This window comes from Glycomyces xiaoerkulensis, assembly GCF_002798405.1.
GTDB classification, from domain to species: domain Bacteria; phylum Actinomycetota; class Actinomycetes; order Mycobacteriales; family Micromonosporaceae; genus Glycomyces; species Glycomyces xiaoerkulensis.
The window spans coordinates 68,279-84,379 of sequence record NZ_PGGV01000012.1 but is presented as its reverse complement, the minus strand read 5'-3'; the positions used below and the strand labels follow the sequence as shown (position 1 = coordinate 84,379).

Here is a 16,101-nt window from a genome sequence, read left to right as displayed (position 1 = left end):
GAACGCACCTAATGCTTGTACGGGTCGGCGGCGTCGCGCAGGCCGTCGCCGACGAAGTTGAACGCCAGGACCGCGATCACCACGGCGAGGCCCGGTATGAGCAGCCAGGGCGCGCCGGAGAGCACGCTCCACTTGCTCGCCTCCTGGAGCTGGACGCCCCAGGACACTGCCGGGGGCCGCAGGCCCAGGCCCAGCCAGGACAGCGCGGTCTCGGCCAGGATCATGGTCGGGATCGACAGGCTGAGCGCGGCGATGATGTGGGAGGAGAACGAGGGCAGCATGTGCCTGAACATCACCCGGCCGTGGCCGGAGCCGTCCAGCCGGGCGGAGGTGACGAACTCCTCGGACCGCATCGCGAGGAAGCGGCCCCGCACTTCTCTGGCGAGGCCCGTCCAGGCCACCACCGCCAGGATCGTGGTGATGATGAAGTACCGCATCACCGGCCCCATGTCGGTCGGCAGCGCGGCGGCGAGTCCGAGCCACAGCGGGATCGCCGGCACGGCCATGACCAGTTCGATCAGGCGCTGGATGCCGTTGTCGATCCAGCCGCCGAAGTACCCGGAGATCGCGCCGAGCACGATGCCCATCAGGAAGGCCAGGGCCACGCCGATGATGCCGACCGAGGTGGACACGCGGGTGGCGTAGACCAGGTCGGTGAGCAGGTCCTTGCCGTCGGTGGTGGTGCCCAGCAGGTACATCGGGTCCTCGGGGTCCTTGGGGCCGATCAGGTGCCGGTCCCACGGGATGAAGCCGAAGAGCTCGTATTCCTCTCCTTTGACGAAGAAGCCGACCTCGACCCGGTCGTCCGGGTTGGTCTCGTAGGTGATCCGAAGGCTCCGTTCGTCCTGTTCCGAGGTGTAGCCGTCGACGTGGAGCCCCCACCGCCAGCCGTCCCCGCCGTCGGTGTCGACGATCTTGAGCACCTGCGGCGGGGCGGTGGTGTACTCGGAGTCGCGGTGGCGGACGTCGTAGGGGGCGAGGAACTCGGTGAAGGCGACCACCACCAGCAGGCCGATCAGCAGCCAGGCCGAGACCAGGGCGAGGCGGTGCTTCTTGAACGACCACCACACCAGTTGGCGCTGGGAGGCGGTGGCGGGCTTGCCGTCGGCTTCGGGATCGGCGGCGCCGGTGGAATCGAGGCTCGCCGAATTCGCGTGGGGGGCGTCGGAATGATCGGTCATCGGCGGTTCACCTCAGGTATCCGAGTCGGATGCGGGGATCGAGCCAGCCCAGGAGCAGGTCGGAGATCAGGGTGCCGATCACCGTGACCAGGCTGAGGACCATGATGATGGAGCCGGCCAGGTACATGTCCTGCCCCTTGAGGGCGCCCAGCAGGATCGGCCCGAGCGTCGGAAGCCCCAGGATCTGCCCGACCACGATGTCGCCGACCAGCAGGATCGGCAGCACCCACCCGATCGTGGAGACGAACGGGTTGAGCGCCACCCGGAGCGGGTAGCGGCGCAGCAGCCGCCCCTCGGGGACGCCGCGGGCGCGCGCGGCGGTCACGTAGGGCCGGCGCAGCTCGTCCAGCAGGTTGTTGCGGATGATGCGCACCAGCCCGGCGACCCCGGCGGTGCCGATGACGATCATCGGGATCCACAGGTGGCCCAGCAGGTCCAGCACCTTCCCGAGGTTCCAGGACGCGTCGCACCATTCGGGCGAGCACAGGCCGGACGGGACCGATCCGAACCAGTTCACGCTGAAGTAGATGAAGATCAGCGCGATCAGGAAGTTCGGAGTGGCCAGGCCGAGGAACCCGATGGTGGTGGCGGCGTAGTCGCCGATCGAGTGCTGCTTGACCGCCGAGTAGGCGCCGATGGGGAAGGCTATCGCCCAGGTGACCAGCAGGGTGGCGATCGAGACGCCGAGCGTGGCGCCCAGCCGCGAGGAGATGACCTCGCTGACCGGCTTCTGGTGTTCGAAGGACATGCCCAGGTCGCCGTGCAACACGATCTGCGTGATCCAGTGCAGATACTGCTGGAGCAGGTTGCCGTCCAAGCCGTACCGGGACCGCAGCTCCGCCACGTCCTCGGGCGTGAGCCGCTGGCCCTGCACGGCGTACCTCGCTTCGAGAGCGGTCACGAAGTCGCCGGGCGGCAAGCTGATGATCACGAACACCACCAGCGAGATCGCCAGCAGTGTCGCTGCCATGTAGATCGCACGGCGACCCAGGTATTGAAACACTGTCGCTTCCTCGGCCTATTCGTCCTCGGTGATGTACCACTGCTCGGGCGCTGCCGGCCCGGGCGTCCCGTAGGTGGGGTTCTGCGGCATGGCCCCGCCGACGTTGCGGAGCCGGTCGGAGACGAGCGCCCATCCGCCCTGGCCGCGGACGGTGCCGATCGCGTAGAACTGCTCCTTGGCGATCTCGATGATCTGCTTGAAGAGCTCTTCGCGGGTCGCCCTGTCGGGTTCGGTCTGGTACTGGTCGTACAGGTCCCACTGCTCCTCGACGTGGGCCGGGGGCTCGGCGACCAGCTCCTCCTGGGTGTCGCCGTTCGTGTAGAGCTCCGACCACTGGCGGGCGAAGAAGGCCCCGCCGCCGGGACCGGCGGGCATGTACCAGTAGCACGAGGTGGCCTCGTCGATGTTGCCGCCGTCGCCGGTCCAGACCGTCGCGTCGTACTCGAACTCGTTGACCGCGTTCTGCCAGTTCTCGCGGGGCTGGCTGTTGATGTGGATGGTGACGCCGACTTCCTCCCACATGCCCTTGATCATGTCCAGCGCGTCGATCCAGACGCTTCCCAGGAGGGCGTCGTCGGCGACGATGACGGCGAACTCCAGGGGCGTGCCGTTCGGGGCCGTGCGGGTGTCGCCGGACAGCTCGTACCCGGCGTCGTCGAGGATCTCGTTCGCCAAGTCGGTGTCGAACTCGAGGTACTGGGTGGCGAACTCCTCGTCGTAGTACTTGGACTCGGGCCGAGGCGCCGCCTGCGTGGGCTCGCCGACGCGGTTCCACAGCACGTCGATCAGTTCCTGCCGGTCGATCGCGTGCGACATGGCGATTCGGAACTGCTTGTCCTGGAAGACCTCCCGCAGCCCCTCGTCGCGGTGGTTCATGTTGAACGCGATGTTCATGTCGCTGGAGTAGCTGGACTCGAGCTCGATGACCGTGTAGCCGCCGCTGGCCTCGTTGTCGACCGCGTCGGCGCGGTGCGCGTTGTCGTTGAAGTGCCTGGAGTGGAACTCGTAGTCACCGTTGATGGCGTGGGCGAACATGGTCTCCACGTCGGTGGTGATGTCGTAGCGGACCTCGTCCATGTAGGGAAGCTGGCTGCCTTCCTCGTCCACCTTCCAGTAGTACGGGTTGCGCTCGAAGAGCGCGTGGTCGGAGTCCGAGACCGGCCTGACGCACTTCCACGGCAGCAGGGTCGGCAGGTCCGGGTTCTCCCACATGAAGTTCCACAGGTGCCCCAGGTTGGTGAAGCGGGCGACCCAGCCGTCGAAGCCCTCGTCGATCGCCTCGTCCTCGGCGTTCTCGTTGTAGTCGATGTGGAACTGCTCGAGGTAGTGGCGCGGGTACATGGTGAAGCGCTGCCCGGAGACACCCTTGGCCATGTCCTCTCTGAACAGCGGCTTGGGGGTGTTGAAGCGGACGATGAAGGTGTAGTCGTCGACGATCTCGAGCTCGATCGGGGTGCCGTCGGGGCTGCTGAGCTCGGTCGGGACGGCCGTGGTCAGTTCCTCGTTGAGCGCCACGTCGTTGAAGGCGAAGTCGACGTCGGCGGTGGTCAGCGGCTCACCGTCGGACCATTTCACGCCCTCGCGGAGGGTGATGGTGAACTCGGAGGCGTCGTCGTTCTGCTCGAAGGAGGAGGCGATGTTGGGCCGGATCTCCTCCCAGTCGCGGGAGCGCTCGAGCAGATGGCCGTCGTTGGCGGTGCGCCACAGCCACGGGCCGTCGGAGGCCCCGGTGATGACGGTGTTCCACGTGCCGCCGTAGACGCCCATCGATTCGGTGACGTTGACGACGAGGGGTTCGTTCGGGAGGCGCTCGTCGACCGGCGGGAGGTCGCCGGCCTCGACGCGCTCGGCGAGCATCGGGGCCTCGGGACCCTTGTCGCCGCCGCCACCGCCCTCGGAATCGGCGTCGGTCGAGAACCAGCCGCAGCCGGCCGCCGACGCGGTCAGTGCGGTGCCGCCGGCGACGACGAGGCCGCGCCTGGACATCGTGGGGTCCGGCCACGGGGCCGACCGAGATTGCTTAGTGAAAAGAGTGGACTGGGGGTTGTGAGAGCTCATCGGTGAGCACTCCTTCCGTGATCGGTCACGGCCGTGGAGCGGCCAAGGGGCTGTGCACTTGCTCGGCTCGCAGAGCGTCGCCAAGGTGATGGGGCCCGACTCGGCCCCACCGCCTGCCGAAAGCGTTTACAAAACTTCCGGAAGTAATCCGAAAACTTTCGGCAATAGCGGTGAGACTACGGCAACACAAAAACGGCGTCAAGGCAGGTCGGCTCCCGCAAGTATCACGATCGGGTCACGATCGGCAATCGCATTCCGGGCCCAGGTTCACATTCATGTTCGAAACTTTCGAGGTCCCCGCGTAACAGGCTGCGCGGATCGCCGCGGGGCGCCTCGCCGCCCTTGTAGCTCTCCCAGAGACTCCGCATGACGAAGATCTTCATGTCCAACTCGTCGTCGGCCGCCAGCGCACGACCGGAGTAGGGGGCGCGCAGCCGCCAAGGCGGTTGCGCGGGGTCGTGCAGGTAGACCACGGGGACGGTACGGCCGCCGCGCCGCTCGGCGCGGATGTCGGTGATGCGGGTCCAGCGGGCGTAGCGGTCGGGCCGGCCCGCGATGGGGTGGACGCCGCTCCGGTCGAGCACCACCCCGACGCGGCGAGCGCCCCGGAGGGCCACCAGGACCGCCAGCGCGACCACGGCCAGGCCGATCCCGCTCAGCACCGCCGGGTGCCAGCGGCCGGTGGCGGACATGTAGGCCACGGCGGGCAGCAGCGCCACGGCGCAGGCGAGCGCGGCGATGAAGAGCGCGCGGCCGAGCACCTGGCGCGATGTCGGCCGAAATGTGATCTTCACGGCCACCCCCACCAGCGCCGGACTCGACATGCGGCTTCTGAGCCGATCGTGCCACGTGCGCGGCCTGCCGCAAGCGGCATTCCGACAGAAACCGGACCACACTGGAGTCGGTCCCCCGGGCGGGGTGTGTCAGGATCGGGGCATGAGTCCCGCTGAGCCCGCTGCGTCGCCGCGTCTGCGCATTCGCCGTTCGGCGGCGGTCACCGTGGCCGCCTTCGTCTCCTGGCTGACCGCCGGGCCGTTGGCGCTGGCACTCATCGCAGAGCGGCCCCTGTGGGGGTGGCTTTCGGTGGCGCTCGGCCTCGTGCTTCTGGTCGCACCGGTCGCGGTGTCGCTGTGGGCGTGGCGCTCGGGCCTGGACGTGACGCGCCGGGGCATCACCGTCCGGGGACTGCTGTCGAAGCGCTCGATCGAGTGGGAGCACATCGAAGGCTTCACCACCGGTGCCGACGGCGTGGCGGCCATCCTGGACGACCGGAGTCAGGTGCCCCTGAAACCGTTGCGCGCCGAGAACCTTCCGAAGCTCCTGGAGTTCGGGGGTCAGGAGCTTCGCGACGGGGCAGGTCGTCCGGCTTCCGCGCCTTAGGAGGCCGACCGGTCCACTCCCCTCCGCGCCAGTTGCCGCACCCGTTCGTGGTCGGTCTTGCCGTTGGGGTTGAGCGGCAGTTCGTCGACCCAGAGGTAGGCGTCGGGGAACATGTAGGAGGGGATCGTCCGGGCGAGCGTGCCCTGGAGGTCGGCCTCCGGGCTCCGGTCCCCGGTGAGGACCGCGCACAGGCCGTCGGTGCGGTCGAGTTCGATCACCTCGACCACCGCTTCGGTGACGCCCGGATGCCCGCGGAGGGCCGCCTCGATCTCGCCGAGTTCGATCCGGTAGCCCCGCACCTTGACCTGCCGGTCGAGCCTGCCGAGGTGGACCAGCAGGCCCGATTCGCTCCGCACCCGGTCCCCGGTCCGGTACCAGTGGTCGGCGCGGGGGGCGAGGGTGGTCGCGGGCCGGGCGGAACGCCCGTCGAATTCGAGGAAGCGCCCGTCGTTCTCGGCCGGGTCGAGGTAGCCGTCGAATCGCTGGACCCCTCGGACGCAGAGCTCGCCTTCGTCGGCGGCGGCGCCGGTCTCATCGATGAGGACGGATTCGAGGTGCGGGTAGATGCTCCCGATGGGAGTGGTGCCGTTGGAGGTTCGGGGCCAGGATTCCCGGTCGGCCGGCAGTTCGAACTCGGCGCACGCGACGGTGAGCTCGGTCGGTCCGTAGGTGTTGACGATGGCGCTGCCCGGGGCCGCCGTACTCCAGGCTTCCGCTTGACCGTAGGTGAGCTGCTCCCCGATGAACTGGCTCCGCCGCAGGTTCGGCATGGAGCCGGGCGGGAGGCCGCCTATCTGCTGCGCCGTGGAGACGACCGAGGGCACCGAGAACCAGTGGGAGATCTCGCGCTTGTTGACGTACTTGACGGGCATCACCATGTCCATGGGGCCGGGCACCACCATCGTCGCGCCGCATCCCCAGGCGCAGAACAGGTCGAAGACCGAGGGGTCGAATGTCAGCTCGAAGGCGTGCGAGAGCCGGCTCTCCTCGGTGACGTCGTGGACGGCAATGGCGCGCTCGACGTAGGCGAGCGCGTTCCGGTGGCTGATCGGCACGCCTTTCGGCACGCCGGTCGATCCGGAGGTGAAGAGGATGTAGGCGCGGTCGTCAGGATTCGCGGATCGGATCGGGGCGGGCGCCTCGGCGGCGGAGTCGTCGATCGGCATGCACGGCGCGTCGTGGCCCTGCATCGCCGCCGTCGGGTCCGCGCTGAAGGCGAGCTTGACGCCCGCCGCGGCGAGGACCGTGGCGGCGCGGTCGGTCGAGGTCTCCGGGTCGAGCGGGACCACGGCGCAGCCCGCTCGGAGGATCCCGAGGTAAGCGGCGTAGGTCCGCACGTCGCGGACCGTATAGAGGACGACGCTCTCCTTCCGGTCGACGCCGTGCCGCACGATCCGTGCGGCAACCGCCCCGGCCATGCCGCCGAGCTCCCGGTAGGTCAGGGTCCGGGAGCCGTGCTCGACGGCGATCCGGTCGGGATGGACCCGGAGGCTCCGTTCGAACAGTTCGTACAGGTTGCGGGGCCGATCGGCGTCGGCGCTCGGTATCGAGTTCATGGGATGCTCCGTTCCAGCCGTGGGGTGGTCCTGTGCATTGCCGGCCTCGGGCGGCGGTCGGTCTAGGATTCGCGGGCGGTCGCGAGGACGCATTCGACCAGGCCGCCGAGGGTGGCCAGGTGGTCTTCCGTGATCGTCTCCGGATCGACGCTGATGCCCAGCGACTTCTCCAGCGAGACGAGGACCATGAGCACGCCGGTCGATCCGATGGACAGTTCGTCGAACAGTCGCGTGTCGTCGTCGATCTCGGAGAGGTCTCTCCGGAGCGTCTCCTCCATTGCCGTCACGATCACCTGCTTGATCGTCGAGGGGTCGATCTCGTTCGTCTCGATCACAGTCACTCCTAATTCGTGCGGTACTTCATCGCTGGAACACCATGGCGGCGAAACTGCCGGTGGTTCCGACGGCGACGATCATGTAGTGGTCGCCGGCCTTGATCCGCTGCCGGCGAAGCGCCTCGGCGTAGTTCAGGAATCCGTCGGCGCTGTAGCAGTGGCCCGTCACGGGCATCAGGTCGGTCATCACCCGCTCCAGGGGAAAGCCGTAGGTGCGGCAGATCTTGACCCAAGGCACGCGGTTGACGTTGTGCGGCAGGATCAGCGCCAGGTCGTGCAGGCTCAGCCCCGCTTCCTCGGCGGCCTCGTGGATCACCGCCGAGAGCTCGTCGACATAGATCCTCGCCAGCGGCTCGAACTCGACGTCGGAGTACGACATGACGACCTCCTCGTACTCCGGGAAGTGCGCGACGGTGATCTCCCGGATCTGGTCGAGGCTGGAGTTCATCCGGAACGCGTACGAGCACAGCCGGTCGCGGTCGCCTCCCGAGCTGATGAGGCAGGCCGCGGTGCTGTCGCCCATGAAACCGGCTCCGGGCAGGTAGAAGCGCTCGAGCGGGGGGATCTCGCCGGAGAGGAGCAGGGCCAGCGCACCGGGCTCCTCGTCGCGCAGCAGGCATCCGCCGAGCCACAGGGCGAGCAGTCCCGAGGCGCAGGCGTGGTCGGTGACCGAGAACCCCACCGCGTTCTCCAGTCGCAGTTCCTCGACCAGAACGTCGATGAAGTCGGTGTCGACCTGGGCGATGTCGCGGAAGCTGCGGGGCAGCAGCAGGTACTTCACACGTGACTCGTTGCCGTGCAGCGCCTCCAGACCCCGCGCAGCGTCCAGGAGCCGATCGGTGTAGCTCCGCCCCGGCGCGACCCGGACCTCGCGGAGTCCGAAGACCCGCGTGAGCATCCGCATCTCCCCGGCGCCGACGCCGAAGCGTCGGCCCATTGATTCGACGGTCTCGGTCTGCGCGGGAATGTGGTCGGCGACTTCGGCGATCGAGATCATGTCACTGTCTCCTTCGGCGGGATGGCGGGGCGGGCGATGTTCATTCGAGCGCTCCGACGGTCGCCGCGTAGTCGCCGAACGCCCGTCGGACGTCCGCGTCGGCGAGGCCGTACCGGTCGAGTCCGTGCCGACGGCGGCGCGGGGGCGGCCGGGTCCGGCGGTGCTCGCCGAGAACGGCTGCGTCGGCATCGGTCCACTGCGATCCGATCGCGCCGTACAGGCGCCGGAAGGTGGCCTCGGGCTCGCTCATCAGGCGCCGGTACGGGACGTCGGCGAACCTCCCGGCCGGAAGCCGGGCTCGCTGCGAGCGGCCGGCCGCGATCACGTTCGTCAACATGTCCAGCCAGAACGGTCCCGACCGCTCGGGGCGGACCGGCTCGGCGTACGCGCGGGACAGGGATTCGGCCAGGTTGCAGAAGGACGCCACCGCCTCGCCGGGGTCGCGGTGGGTCCACACGAACATCGCGTCGGGGAACGTTTCGGCGATGACGCCGAGCCGCATGGCGTGCCAGGGGGATTTGAGTATCCAGCGCCGGGGCGGTCGGCCATGCTGCAGGACCTGCAGGGCGCGCTTGAGGTACCGGTAGTCCTCGGCCGCGTCGCGGGAGTCGATCCACTCGCGGTACCGCTGCGCCGGCGCGAAGCACAGAGCGGTGTAGGTGCCGGGGAGCAGCCAGTCGCATTCGTCGGGCAGGTCCGCGCGTATCCGGTGCATCCGGTCGATGCCGGCGGCGCGGTCGAGCGTCGGCTCGAGCTGCGCGGCGACCTCGTCGACGGCGGCGCGGCGCTCCGGCTCGGTCGGTTCCAGGCCGGTGCGGCGGTACTCCCACAGCAGCGGTCCGCGGTGCGCCTCGGAAGCGGAGAGCACCCGGTGCGTCAGGGTGGTGGCGGTGCGCGGGAGCCCCACGATGAAGACGGGTGATTCGATGCGTTCCCGCTCGATCTCGGGGCATTCGGCGACGATCCGATTGACGCCGATCCGGTTCTCGAGGCGCGCCAGCGCGTCCCGGAAACCGTTGAGCCACCCGGCGGCGGTCAGGCCCGGTACTTCCGCGAGGTATTCGAGGTGGACGGCGAGGGCCTCGGTGAAGTTCCCGTCCCCTTCGGTCAGTCCTCCCCCGCCGGCGCGGTCGAGCATCCCGACCGCTTCAAACCACGCCGTGCGGGCGGTCTGCGATCGTCGGTTCGGGGACGCGAACGCCCGGAGCGCGACCTTCGTGATCGACGCGGCCGGGGTGCGCACGGCGGCTCCCCCGCGTTCGCCCGTGCGGGGTCGGTGGATCGGCGGTGTCACTGGACGGCTCCCGTTCTGATCGGTGTTCGCTACCGGTAGGCGGAGGACTGAAGCTCGTAGAGCTCGGCATAGGTGCCGCCCCGGTCCATGAGTTCGGCGTGGCTGCCGCTCTCGGCGACCCTCCCGTCCTCCATGACCACGATCAGGTCGGCCATCGAGACGGTGGAGAACCGGTGGGAGACCAGTACGGTCGCGGTGCCCCGATCGCGGCCGTCCCTGACCGTGCGGGCGAACCGCTCGAACAGGAGGTGCTCGGTCTGGGGGTCGAGGGCGGCGGTGGGTTCGTCGAAGACGACCAGCAGCGGGTCCTCACGCATCCGGCCCCGCCCGACCGCGATCTTCTGCCACTGTCCGCCCGAGAGGTCCGCCCCGTCCTCCCAGCGGCCGCCCAGGCGGGTGTCGAGGCCGTCGGGCAGGTCGTCGATCAGGTCGGACGACCCGGCGCGGTCCATCGCGCCCCGGACGCGGTCCTCCTCGAACCCGGCCCCGAGGTCGCCGACGCCGACCGACTCTCGGGCGTCGAACTCGAACCGGGTGTAGTCCTGGAACGTCGCGCCGATGCGCGGGCGCCAGTCCGCCGCGGCGATCCGGTCCAGGTCGATGCCGTCGACCAGGATGCGGCCCTCGGTCGGGGGGTAGAAGCCCGAGAGGAGCTTCACCAGCGTCGTCTTGCCCGAACCGTTCTCGCCCACGAGGGCGACGACCTTGCCGGCGGGCAGGTGGAGTGAGACCTGCCGGAGCGCGGGGCGCTCGGACTCCGGATAGGAGAAGTCGACCCGGTCGAACCGGATGCCGTCGGTCAGGCGCTCGGGGACGGGGGCCGGATCGAGGGGGTCCCGGGCGGATTCGGCGTATCGCTTCAGCCAGGCGATCCGCCTGCCGAGCCGACCGGTGCGCACCAGCAGGACGGTGCGGACCGCCAGCCCGCCCGCCTGGCCGGCGACCATGCTGACCAGACCGACCAGGAGGACCACGTCGCCGGCGGTGGCCTGCCCGCGGACGGCCAGGAACAGGACGAATCCGATCCCCAGCGCCATCGCCACCGCCATGAGCGGCCCTTCGGTGCCCGCGGCGAACGCCGCCCGCCACTGGGCGCGGTTGCGCTCGGCGACCACTTCGCGTCCGGTCTCGAGGTGGCGGCGCGCCACCTCGTCGGCGGATCCGAATATGCGCAGTTCCTTGCCCGATTCCGGAGCCGTGGCGACCTCGAACAGGTGGCGGCGGCGGCGCTCGCGCTCACTGGTCGCCTCCATGGCGTTGATCTCGATGATGCTGGCGCGCCTCGCCACCGCCATGGCCACCAGCGCCAGGGCCGGGAACAGCAGCATCAGCGGATGGACCTGTGCGAGCATCGTGCCGCCGACGACGAGGATCATGAACGACCGCAGCCACTGCGAGGTCCAGTTGACGGCGCTGCCCAGCAGCCAGCGCTCTTCCCTGATGCGCTGCACCTCATCGAGGTACTCGGCGCGCTCGTGGTGGTCGAGTCCGGGCGGGCGGCCCATGAGGTCCATGAGCGCCCGATCGGCGGTGCGGTTGGCGTGGAACAGGACCAGGAACACCAGCTTGATGAAGGCGAACATTCCCGTCCAGATGGCGGCCACCGTGCCGGTCAGCACCGCGGCGGCGACGTAGGCCCGGGTCTCGTCGCCGGACTGCACCGAGTCGATCAGGAGCTTCATCGCATAGAGCGCGCACGGCATCAGCAGCGCCTGGAAGCACGCCAGTGCGATCTGGCCGATGGCGGCCTTCCGGTGGGCCCGGAAGCCGATGGCCAGCGAGTCCCAGTAGCCGCGCCAGCCGGCCGCGAGGTTCTTCAACATGGCCTTGCCTTTCTTTGTGGTGGGAGGTCCGTTCGTGGCGTCGGTTCGCGCCCGCCGGGGCGTCCGGTCGACTATCGGGCCAGCCGGGCCGCCTGGATGCCGAACGCCTCCGCGTACCGTCCGCCGACCGCCATGAGCTCGTCGTGCCCCCCGTCCTCGACGACCCGGCCGCCTTCGAGGACGACGATGCGGTCGGCGCGGCGGACGGTCGAGAACCGGTGGGAGATGACGATGGTGGTCACGCCCGCGGTGATGTCGAGGAACTGCTCGTAGAGCTCGGCCTCGGCGCGGACGTCCAGTGCCGCGGCGGGCTCGTCGAGGATGAGGACCTTCGCGCCGGCTTGGACCGAGAACAGCGCACGTGCCAGGGCGATGCGCTGCCATTGGCCGCCCGAGAGGTCGGTGCCGCCCTCGAACCCTCCGGACAGGACGGTGTCGAGCCCCTCGGGGAGGGACCGGATGAGGTCGGCGATGCCCAGGGGTTCGCAGGCCTTCCAGATGAGGTCGGTGCGGTCGGAGAGGTGGGGGGCGCCGAGGGTGATGTTGTCGCGGACGGTCAACCGGTATCGGGTGAAGTCCTGGAACAGTGCCGACAGCCGGGTGCGCCACAGATCGGGGTCGACGTCGGCGAGCCTGGTCCCGTCCACCAGGATCGATCCGGCGTCGGGGCTGTACAGGCCGGCCAGCAGTTTGGCCAGGCTGGTCTTGCCGGCCCCGTTCTGGCCGACGATGGCCAGCGACGTGCCGGCCGCTATCTCCAGGTCCAACCCCTCGAACACCCGCTGACCGGCTCCGGGGTAGGAGAATTCGACGCCTTCGAAGCGGATGGCGTGCTCCGGGGCAGCGGCCGGCAGCCCGGCGGTCGTGTCCGGCACGGATGCCTCGAGTCGCCGGTCGAGTTGGGTGATCCTGGGGATGGGCATGGCCCCGAAGGAGATGAAGGCGGCCTCGTCGTCGAACGCGGAGAATTCGAGCATCGCCCGGAGCGCGAACAGGTACACCCCGAGCGCGCCGAATCCGACGGCACCGGACAGCCCGGCGCCGACCAGCGAGACCGACGTCGCCGCGGTCAGGGCCAGGAGGGCCAGGACCACGCCGACGGCGGCGGGCTTGCGGACCCGCTCGGTGGCCCGCGCCTGTTCGAGGCGGCGGCGCCAGGTGTCGTCGTACCGGTCCAGCAGCCACGGGAGGAGCCCCCATACGCGGAGCTCCTTCGCCGGGCCCGAGCTGATGACCAGATCGCGCAGGTACTCGGTCTCGCGCATCTCCGAGGAGCGCAGATAGGCGGTCCGGCTCATCCGCGTGTACTCGCCCTGCATGGCCATGAAGACCAGGGGCCAGGTGACGAACCAGGCCAGGCCGATCCAGGGGTTGAAGAACGTCAGCACGACCGAGGCGCCGGCCGCGGTCAGGAACTGGGGGGCGATGGCGGCCAGGCCCTCCACCGCCCGTTCGGGTCGGATGAAGTCCATCCCGAGCTGGCGGGTGATGCGGAGCAGGGCGAGGACGCCCTCGTCTTCGAGGTGCGCGATGCCCTTGGGGCGGGATACCGCCTTGATCAGCCGGCCCTGGAGCAGCAGTTCGAGGTCGCGTCCGAGGTTGCGGGCGCAGGCGCGGTGCAGATGGTCGACCATCCTCTGGAGCAGCAGCGCGAGCGTGCCCCAGGCGAGCAGCAGGTAGGCGTGGCGCGCTTCGGCCGATCCCGGTCCCGCGTCGGCGGCATCGGGCACGGCGCCGATCAGCAGGCCGATGGCGATGGTCGCGGCCAGGGGCAGCGCGGCCGAGGCGAGGATCGTGCCGATGAACAGGATGGTCCGCGGCAGGCTGATGCGGGGCAGCAGCCTGGTCAGTTCGAGCAGGCCGCGGGCGGCCGGGAACCTGGGTGGTGGCATCGTTCTCCGTTGGCGGTGTTCCGACATTTCGACTCCCCTCAGCGCGGTCCGGCCCACAGGGACCGGTCCATCAGGGACGCCAGCAGCGCCGTGCCCTCGGCGCCGCTGATGAGGTGGGTCCCGGCGCGCAGCTCGAAGGTCAGTTCCTCGTCGGTGGAGTAGACGTGGAAGTTCAGTCCGCGGCAGGGCCGCTCCACCAGCCAGCGCTGCAGGGTCAGGTCGCCGTCGCGGGACTCCTCCAGCGGCGGCTTCCGCGGTGGCGGTGCGTCGTAGTTGAAGTCGATGCTCGGCAGCGACACCGGCGAATCGACCGCGAAGCCCTCGAAGGAGGCGGTGTGGTCGGCCAGGTCCTCGCCGTTGTAGTGGGCGCGCCGCATGGCCTGGACGATGCTCCGCATCGCGGCCGGTACCGCCTGCTCGGGATCGCGGTCGGGCGCGGCGTCGACCGCGACCAGACCGGCCTGGACCACCGAGGCGACGCTGTTCTTGAGTCCGGGCAGGTGCCGGTTGTTCACCAGCATGTACATCGGCACGGTTCGGTGCCCGATGAACGCTGCGAGGGCCTTGGCCACCGCCGCCAGCGCCACGGCGGCTTTGCTCGCCTGCTTCGCGGCGGCGAGGCGGCCGAACCTCTCGGACGCCGTCTTCGAGGTCGCTCGGAGGACGTGCATGTCCGGGTCCGGGGTGTCGAATCCGGCCCGCAGCGAAGTGAGAACCGCCTCGAGGTCGTCCCGGTGGCTCAACCAGTGTTTCAGGGCCCGCTCGTTGGTCCTGCGGCCCTCGTCGGAGGTTTCGAAGGCGGCCAGTTCCAGCGGCTGGCGGCCGGGGGGAGGCAGCCGGGGCTCCTCGCCTCGCGCACCGGCGGTGATGATCTCCCGCAGGTCCCGCAGGAGGGCGGCGAATCCGAAGCGGTCGGTCGCGATGTGGTGCGCGATGATGAACAGGCCGGTGGTGTTCGGGTCTGGGTTGCCCATGACGATGCGGAGCGGCCACTTCCGCCGGATGTCGATCTCGAGTTCGGGGGGCCCTTCGTCGTCGACGTGCTCGCCGACGTCGATGAGTTCGAACATGTCCGCATCGGGCGGCCAGAGGTTCTGGACCGGTCGCCCGTCGTCGACGGAGTAGGTGGTGCGGAGGGATTCGTGGCGTGCCACCAGGGTGCGGACCGCCGCGCGGAGGTCTTCGGGGCTCAGGACCAGGCCCGGGAAGACGAGGGTGTCGTCGAACAGCAGGGCGGGTGATCGCAGCGTCACCGGGCGCTGCTGCTCGGTCCATCCCCACTGCTGCCCCCAGCACACCGGGCCGGTGGCCACCGGTTCCGGGGGCGTTTCGGAGTCGGGCGGCCGCGGCGCCGTTCGCTGTGGCGGGTCCGTCTCGTCGGTTCTGGTCATTGGAAGGCTCCTCACGAGCTCGGCGGGTTCGGGGGACGGTTCGGAGTTTCGCCTCGCCCGGTGTCGACGAGGATTCGGCCGAATCCGTTGAGGAAGGGGTGGGGTTCGGGTTCGGGTTCGGCGGCGAGCCGCGAGTCGGGGAAGCGGCGCCAGAATGCGGGGAGCACCGAGACCGCCTCGGCTTTTCCGAGTGCCCAGCCGGCGCAGTAGTGGGCGCCGTATCCGAAGCTCAGCGCGCGGCCGGCCCGGCGGTCGGCCCGGTACCGGTCGGGTTCGTCGAACTGCCGGGGGTCGCGGTTGGCCGCGCGCAGGTCGAATTCGATCAGGGAGCCTGCGGGGATCGTGGTGCCGGCGGCGTCGACGTCGACCGCGGTGTTCCGCACGACCCGTGCCACGGGCGGGTCGAGCCGCAGGGCCTCCTCGATCGCGTCCTCCACCTCCGACCGGTCCCGGAGCCGTCGCCGCAGTTCGGGCTCGCGGCACGACCGGACCAGGGCCGAGCCGAGGAAGTCGCCGGTGGTGAAGGTCGCGGCCATGACCAGGAAGACCAGGTTGGCGACGATCTCGTCGTCGCTGAGGCCGACCGTGTCGGCCAGGGCCGTGATGAGGTCTGTCTCGGACTCGCCGGCGCGGGACCGGCGTATCTTGTCGTGGAAGTAGCGGTCGAGCTGGATCGCGGCGGCGTCGGCCCGGATGAATTCGTCGACCGCGTACCACATGGTGTCCATGATCGTCTTGGTGCGGCGGGCGATTCGGGGACGATCCGCCTGGTCGATGCCGATGATCTCGCCGATGACCGCCAGCGGCAGGGCCCTCGCGATCCGTGCCGCGAAGTCGATCGGACGCCCGCCTTCGTCGGCCGCGTCGATGAGCCCCTCGGCGAGGGTGTCGATCCGGTCCCTCATGCCGGTCACGGCCGAGACGGAGAACCGCTCGTGGATCGCGGCGCGGACCGCGCCGTGGCGGGGCGGCACGTCCAGCAGGATCATGTCGGCGAGCATCCGCAGCGACCGGCGGCGGCGCCATTCCGGGTTCAACCGGTCGATCACACCGGTCGTCGCCGGGCGGAGCCGCTGATCGCGCAGGAGCGCGGCGGTGAGCTCGTAGGAGGAGACGGCGTAGACGCCGTCGTCGCGCAGTTCGATCGGTTCATCGAGGTCGGATGGGATGGCTGTGGTCAATCAATTCACC

The 16,101-nt window shown here is 69.6% G+C and carries 13 protein-coding genes; 1 reads left to right on the top strand and 12 read right to left on the bottom strand.

The annotated features are described in order from the left end of the window. Positions 1 to 8 precede the first annotated feature (8 nt). From CUT39_RS03645 to CUT39_RS03630, 4 genes are all read right to left on the bottom strand, one after another. The gene (locus tag CUT39_RS03645; protein WP_100444608.1) at positions 9 to 1,181 is read right to left on the bottom strand and encodes an ABC transporter permease; all 1,173 of its coding nucleotides are present in this window, start codon (positions 1,179 to 1,181) and stop codon (positions 9 to 11) included. Positions 1,182 to 1,188: 7 nt separating this feature from the next. After that, entirely contained in the window at positions 1,189 to 2,184 is a 996-nt protein-coding gene (locus tag CUT39_RS03640) for an ABC transporter permease (protein WP_100444607.1), read from the bottom strand. A 15-nt stretch (positions 2,185 to 2,199) separates the two neighbouring features. Then, positions 2,200 to 4,170, bottom strand: coding sequence for an ABC transporter substrate-binding protein (locus CUT39_RS03635; RefSeq protein WP_157930461.1), 1,971 nt, complete (start codon positions 4,168 to 4,170; stop codon positions 2,200 to 2,202). A 296-nt stretch (positions 4,171 to 4,466) separates the two neighbouring features. Further along, complete coding sequence (locus CUT39_RS03630) at positions 4,467 to 5,066, bottom strand: hypothetical protein (protein ID WP_100444605.1); 600 nt, start codon at positions 5,064 to 5,066, stop codon at positions 4,467 to 4,469. Positions 5,067 to 5,178: 112 nt separating this feature from the next. Here CUT39_RS03630 and CUT39_RS19960 point away from each other — a divergent pair, with 112 nt between their 5' ends. After that, the gene (locus tag CUT39_RS19960) at positions 5,179 to 5,622 is read left to right on the top strand and encodes a PH domain-containing protein (RefSeq protein WP_157930460.1); all 444 of its coding nucleotides are present in this window, start codon (positions 5,179 to 5,181) and stop codon (positions 5,620 to 5,622) included. Here CUT39_RS19960 and CUT39_RS03620 read toward each other — a convergent pair. The 8 genes from CUT39_RS03620 to CUT39_RS03585 all read right to left on the bottom strand — a co-directional run bounded on the left by CUT39_RS03620 (position 5,619) and on the right by CUT39_RS03585 (position 16,091). Beyond that, a complete protein-coding gene (locus CUT39_RS03620; RefSeq protein WP_100444603.1) occupies positions 5,619 to 7,178 on the bottom strand; it encodes an AMP-binding protein in 1,560 nt (519 codons plus the stop codon). The two genes, CUT39_RS19960 and CUT39_RS03620, sit on opposite strands and share 4 nt — an antisense overlap. Positions 7,179 to 7,240: 62 nt before the next feature. Then, complete coding sequence (locus CUT39_RS03615) at positions 7,241 to 7,513, bottom strand: acyl carrier protein (protein WP_198586848.1); 273 nt, start codon at positions 7,511 to 7,513, stop codon at positions 7,241 to 7,243. A 25-nt stretch (positions 7,514 to 7,538) separates the two neighbouring features. After that, positions 7,539 to 8,510, bottom strand: a complete 972-nt coding sequence (locus CUT39_RS03610; RefSeq protein WP_157930459.1) for a 3-oxoacyl-[acyl-carrier-protein] synthase III C-terminal domain-containing protein — start codon at positions 8,508 to 8,510, stop codon at positions 7,539 to 7,541. A 40-nt stretch (positions 8,511 to 8,550) separates the two neighbouring features. Next, a complete protein-coding gene (locus CUT39_RS03605; protein ID WP_100444601.1) occupies positions 8,551 to 9,753 on the bottom strand; it encodes a sulfotransferase family protein in 1,203 nt (400 codons plus the stop codon). A gap of 80 nt (positions 9,754 to 9,833) precedes the next feature. Next, positions 9,834 to 11,627, bottom strand: a complete 1,794-nt coding sequence (locus tag CUT39_RS03600) for an ABC transporter ATP-binding protein (RefSeq protein ID WP_100444600.1) — start codon at positions 11,625 to 11,627, stop codon at positions 9,834 to 9,836. 71 nt (positions 11,628 to 11,698) lie between these two features. Next, positions 11,699 to 13,519, bottom strand: a complete 1,821-nt coding sequence (locus tag CUT39_RS03595; RefSeq protein WP_100444599.1) for an ABC transporter ATP-binding protein — start codon at positions 13,517 to 13,519, stop codon at positions 11,699 to 11,701. A gap of 38 nt (positions 13,520 to 13,557) precedes the next feature. Continuing rightward, positions 13,558 to 14,910 (bottom strand): condensation domain-containing protein, encoded by a 1,353-nt coding sequence (locus CUT39_RS03590; RefSeq protein WP_100444598.1) that lies wholly within the window; start codon positions 14,908 to 14,910, stop codon positions 13,558 to 13,560. A gap of 11 nt (positions 14,911 to 14,921) precedes the next feature. Then, the gene (locus CUT39_RS03585) at positions 14,922 to 16,091 is read right to left on the bottom strand and encodes a cytochrome P450 (RefSeq protein WP_100444597.1); all 1,170 of its coding nucleotides are present in this window, start codon (positions 16,089 to 16,091) and stop codon (positions 14,922 to 14,924) included. Positions 16,092 to 16,101 lie beyond the last annotated feature (10 nt).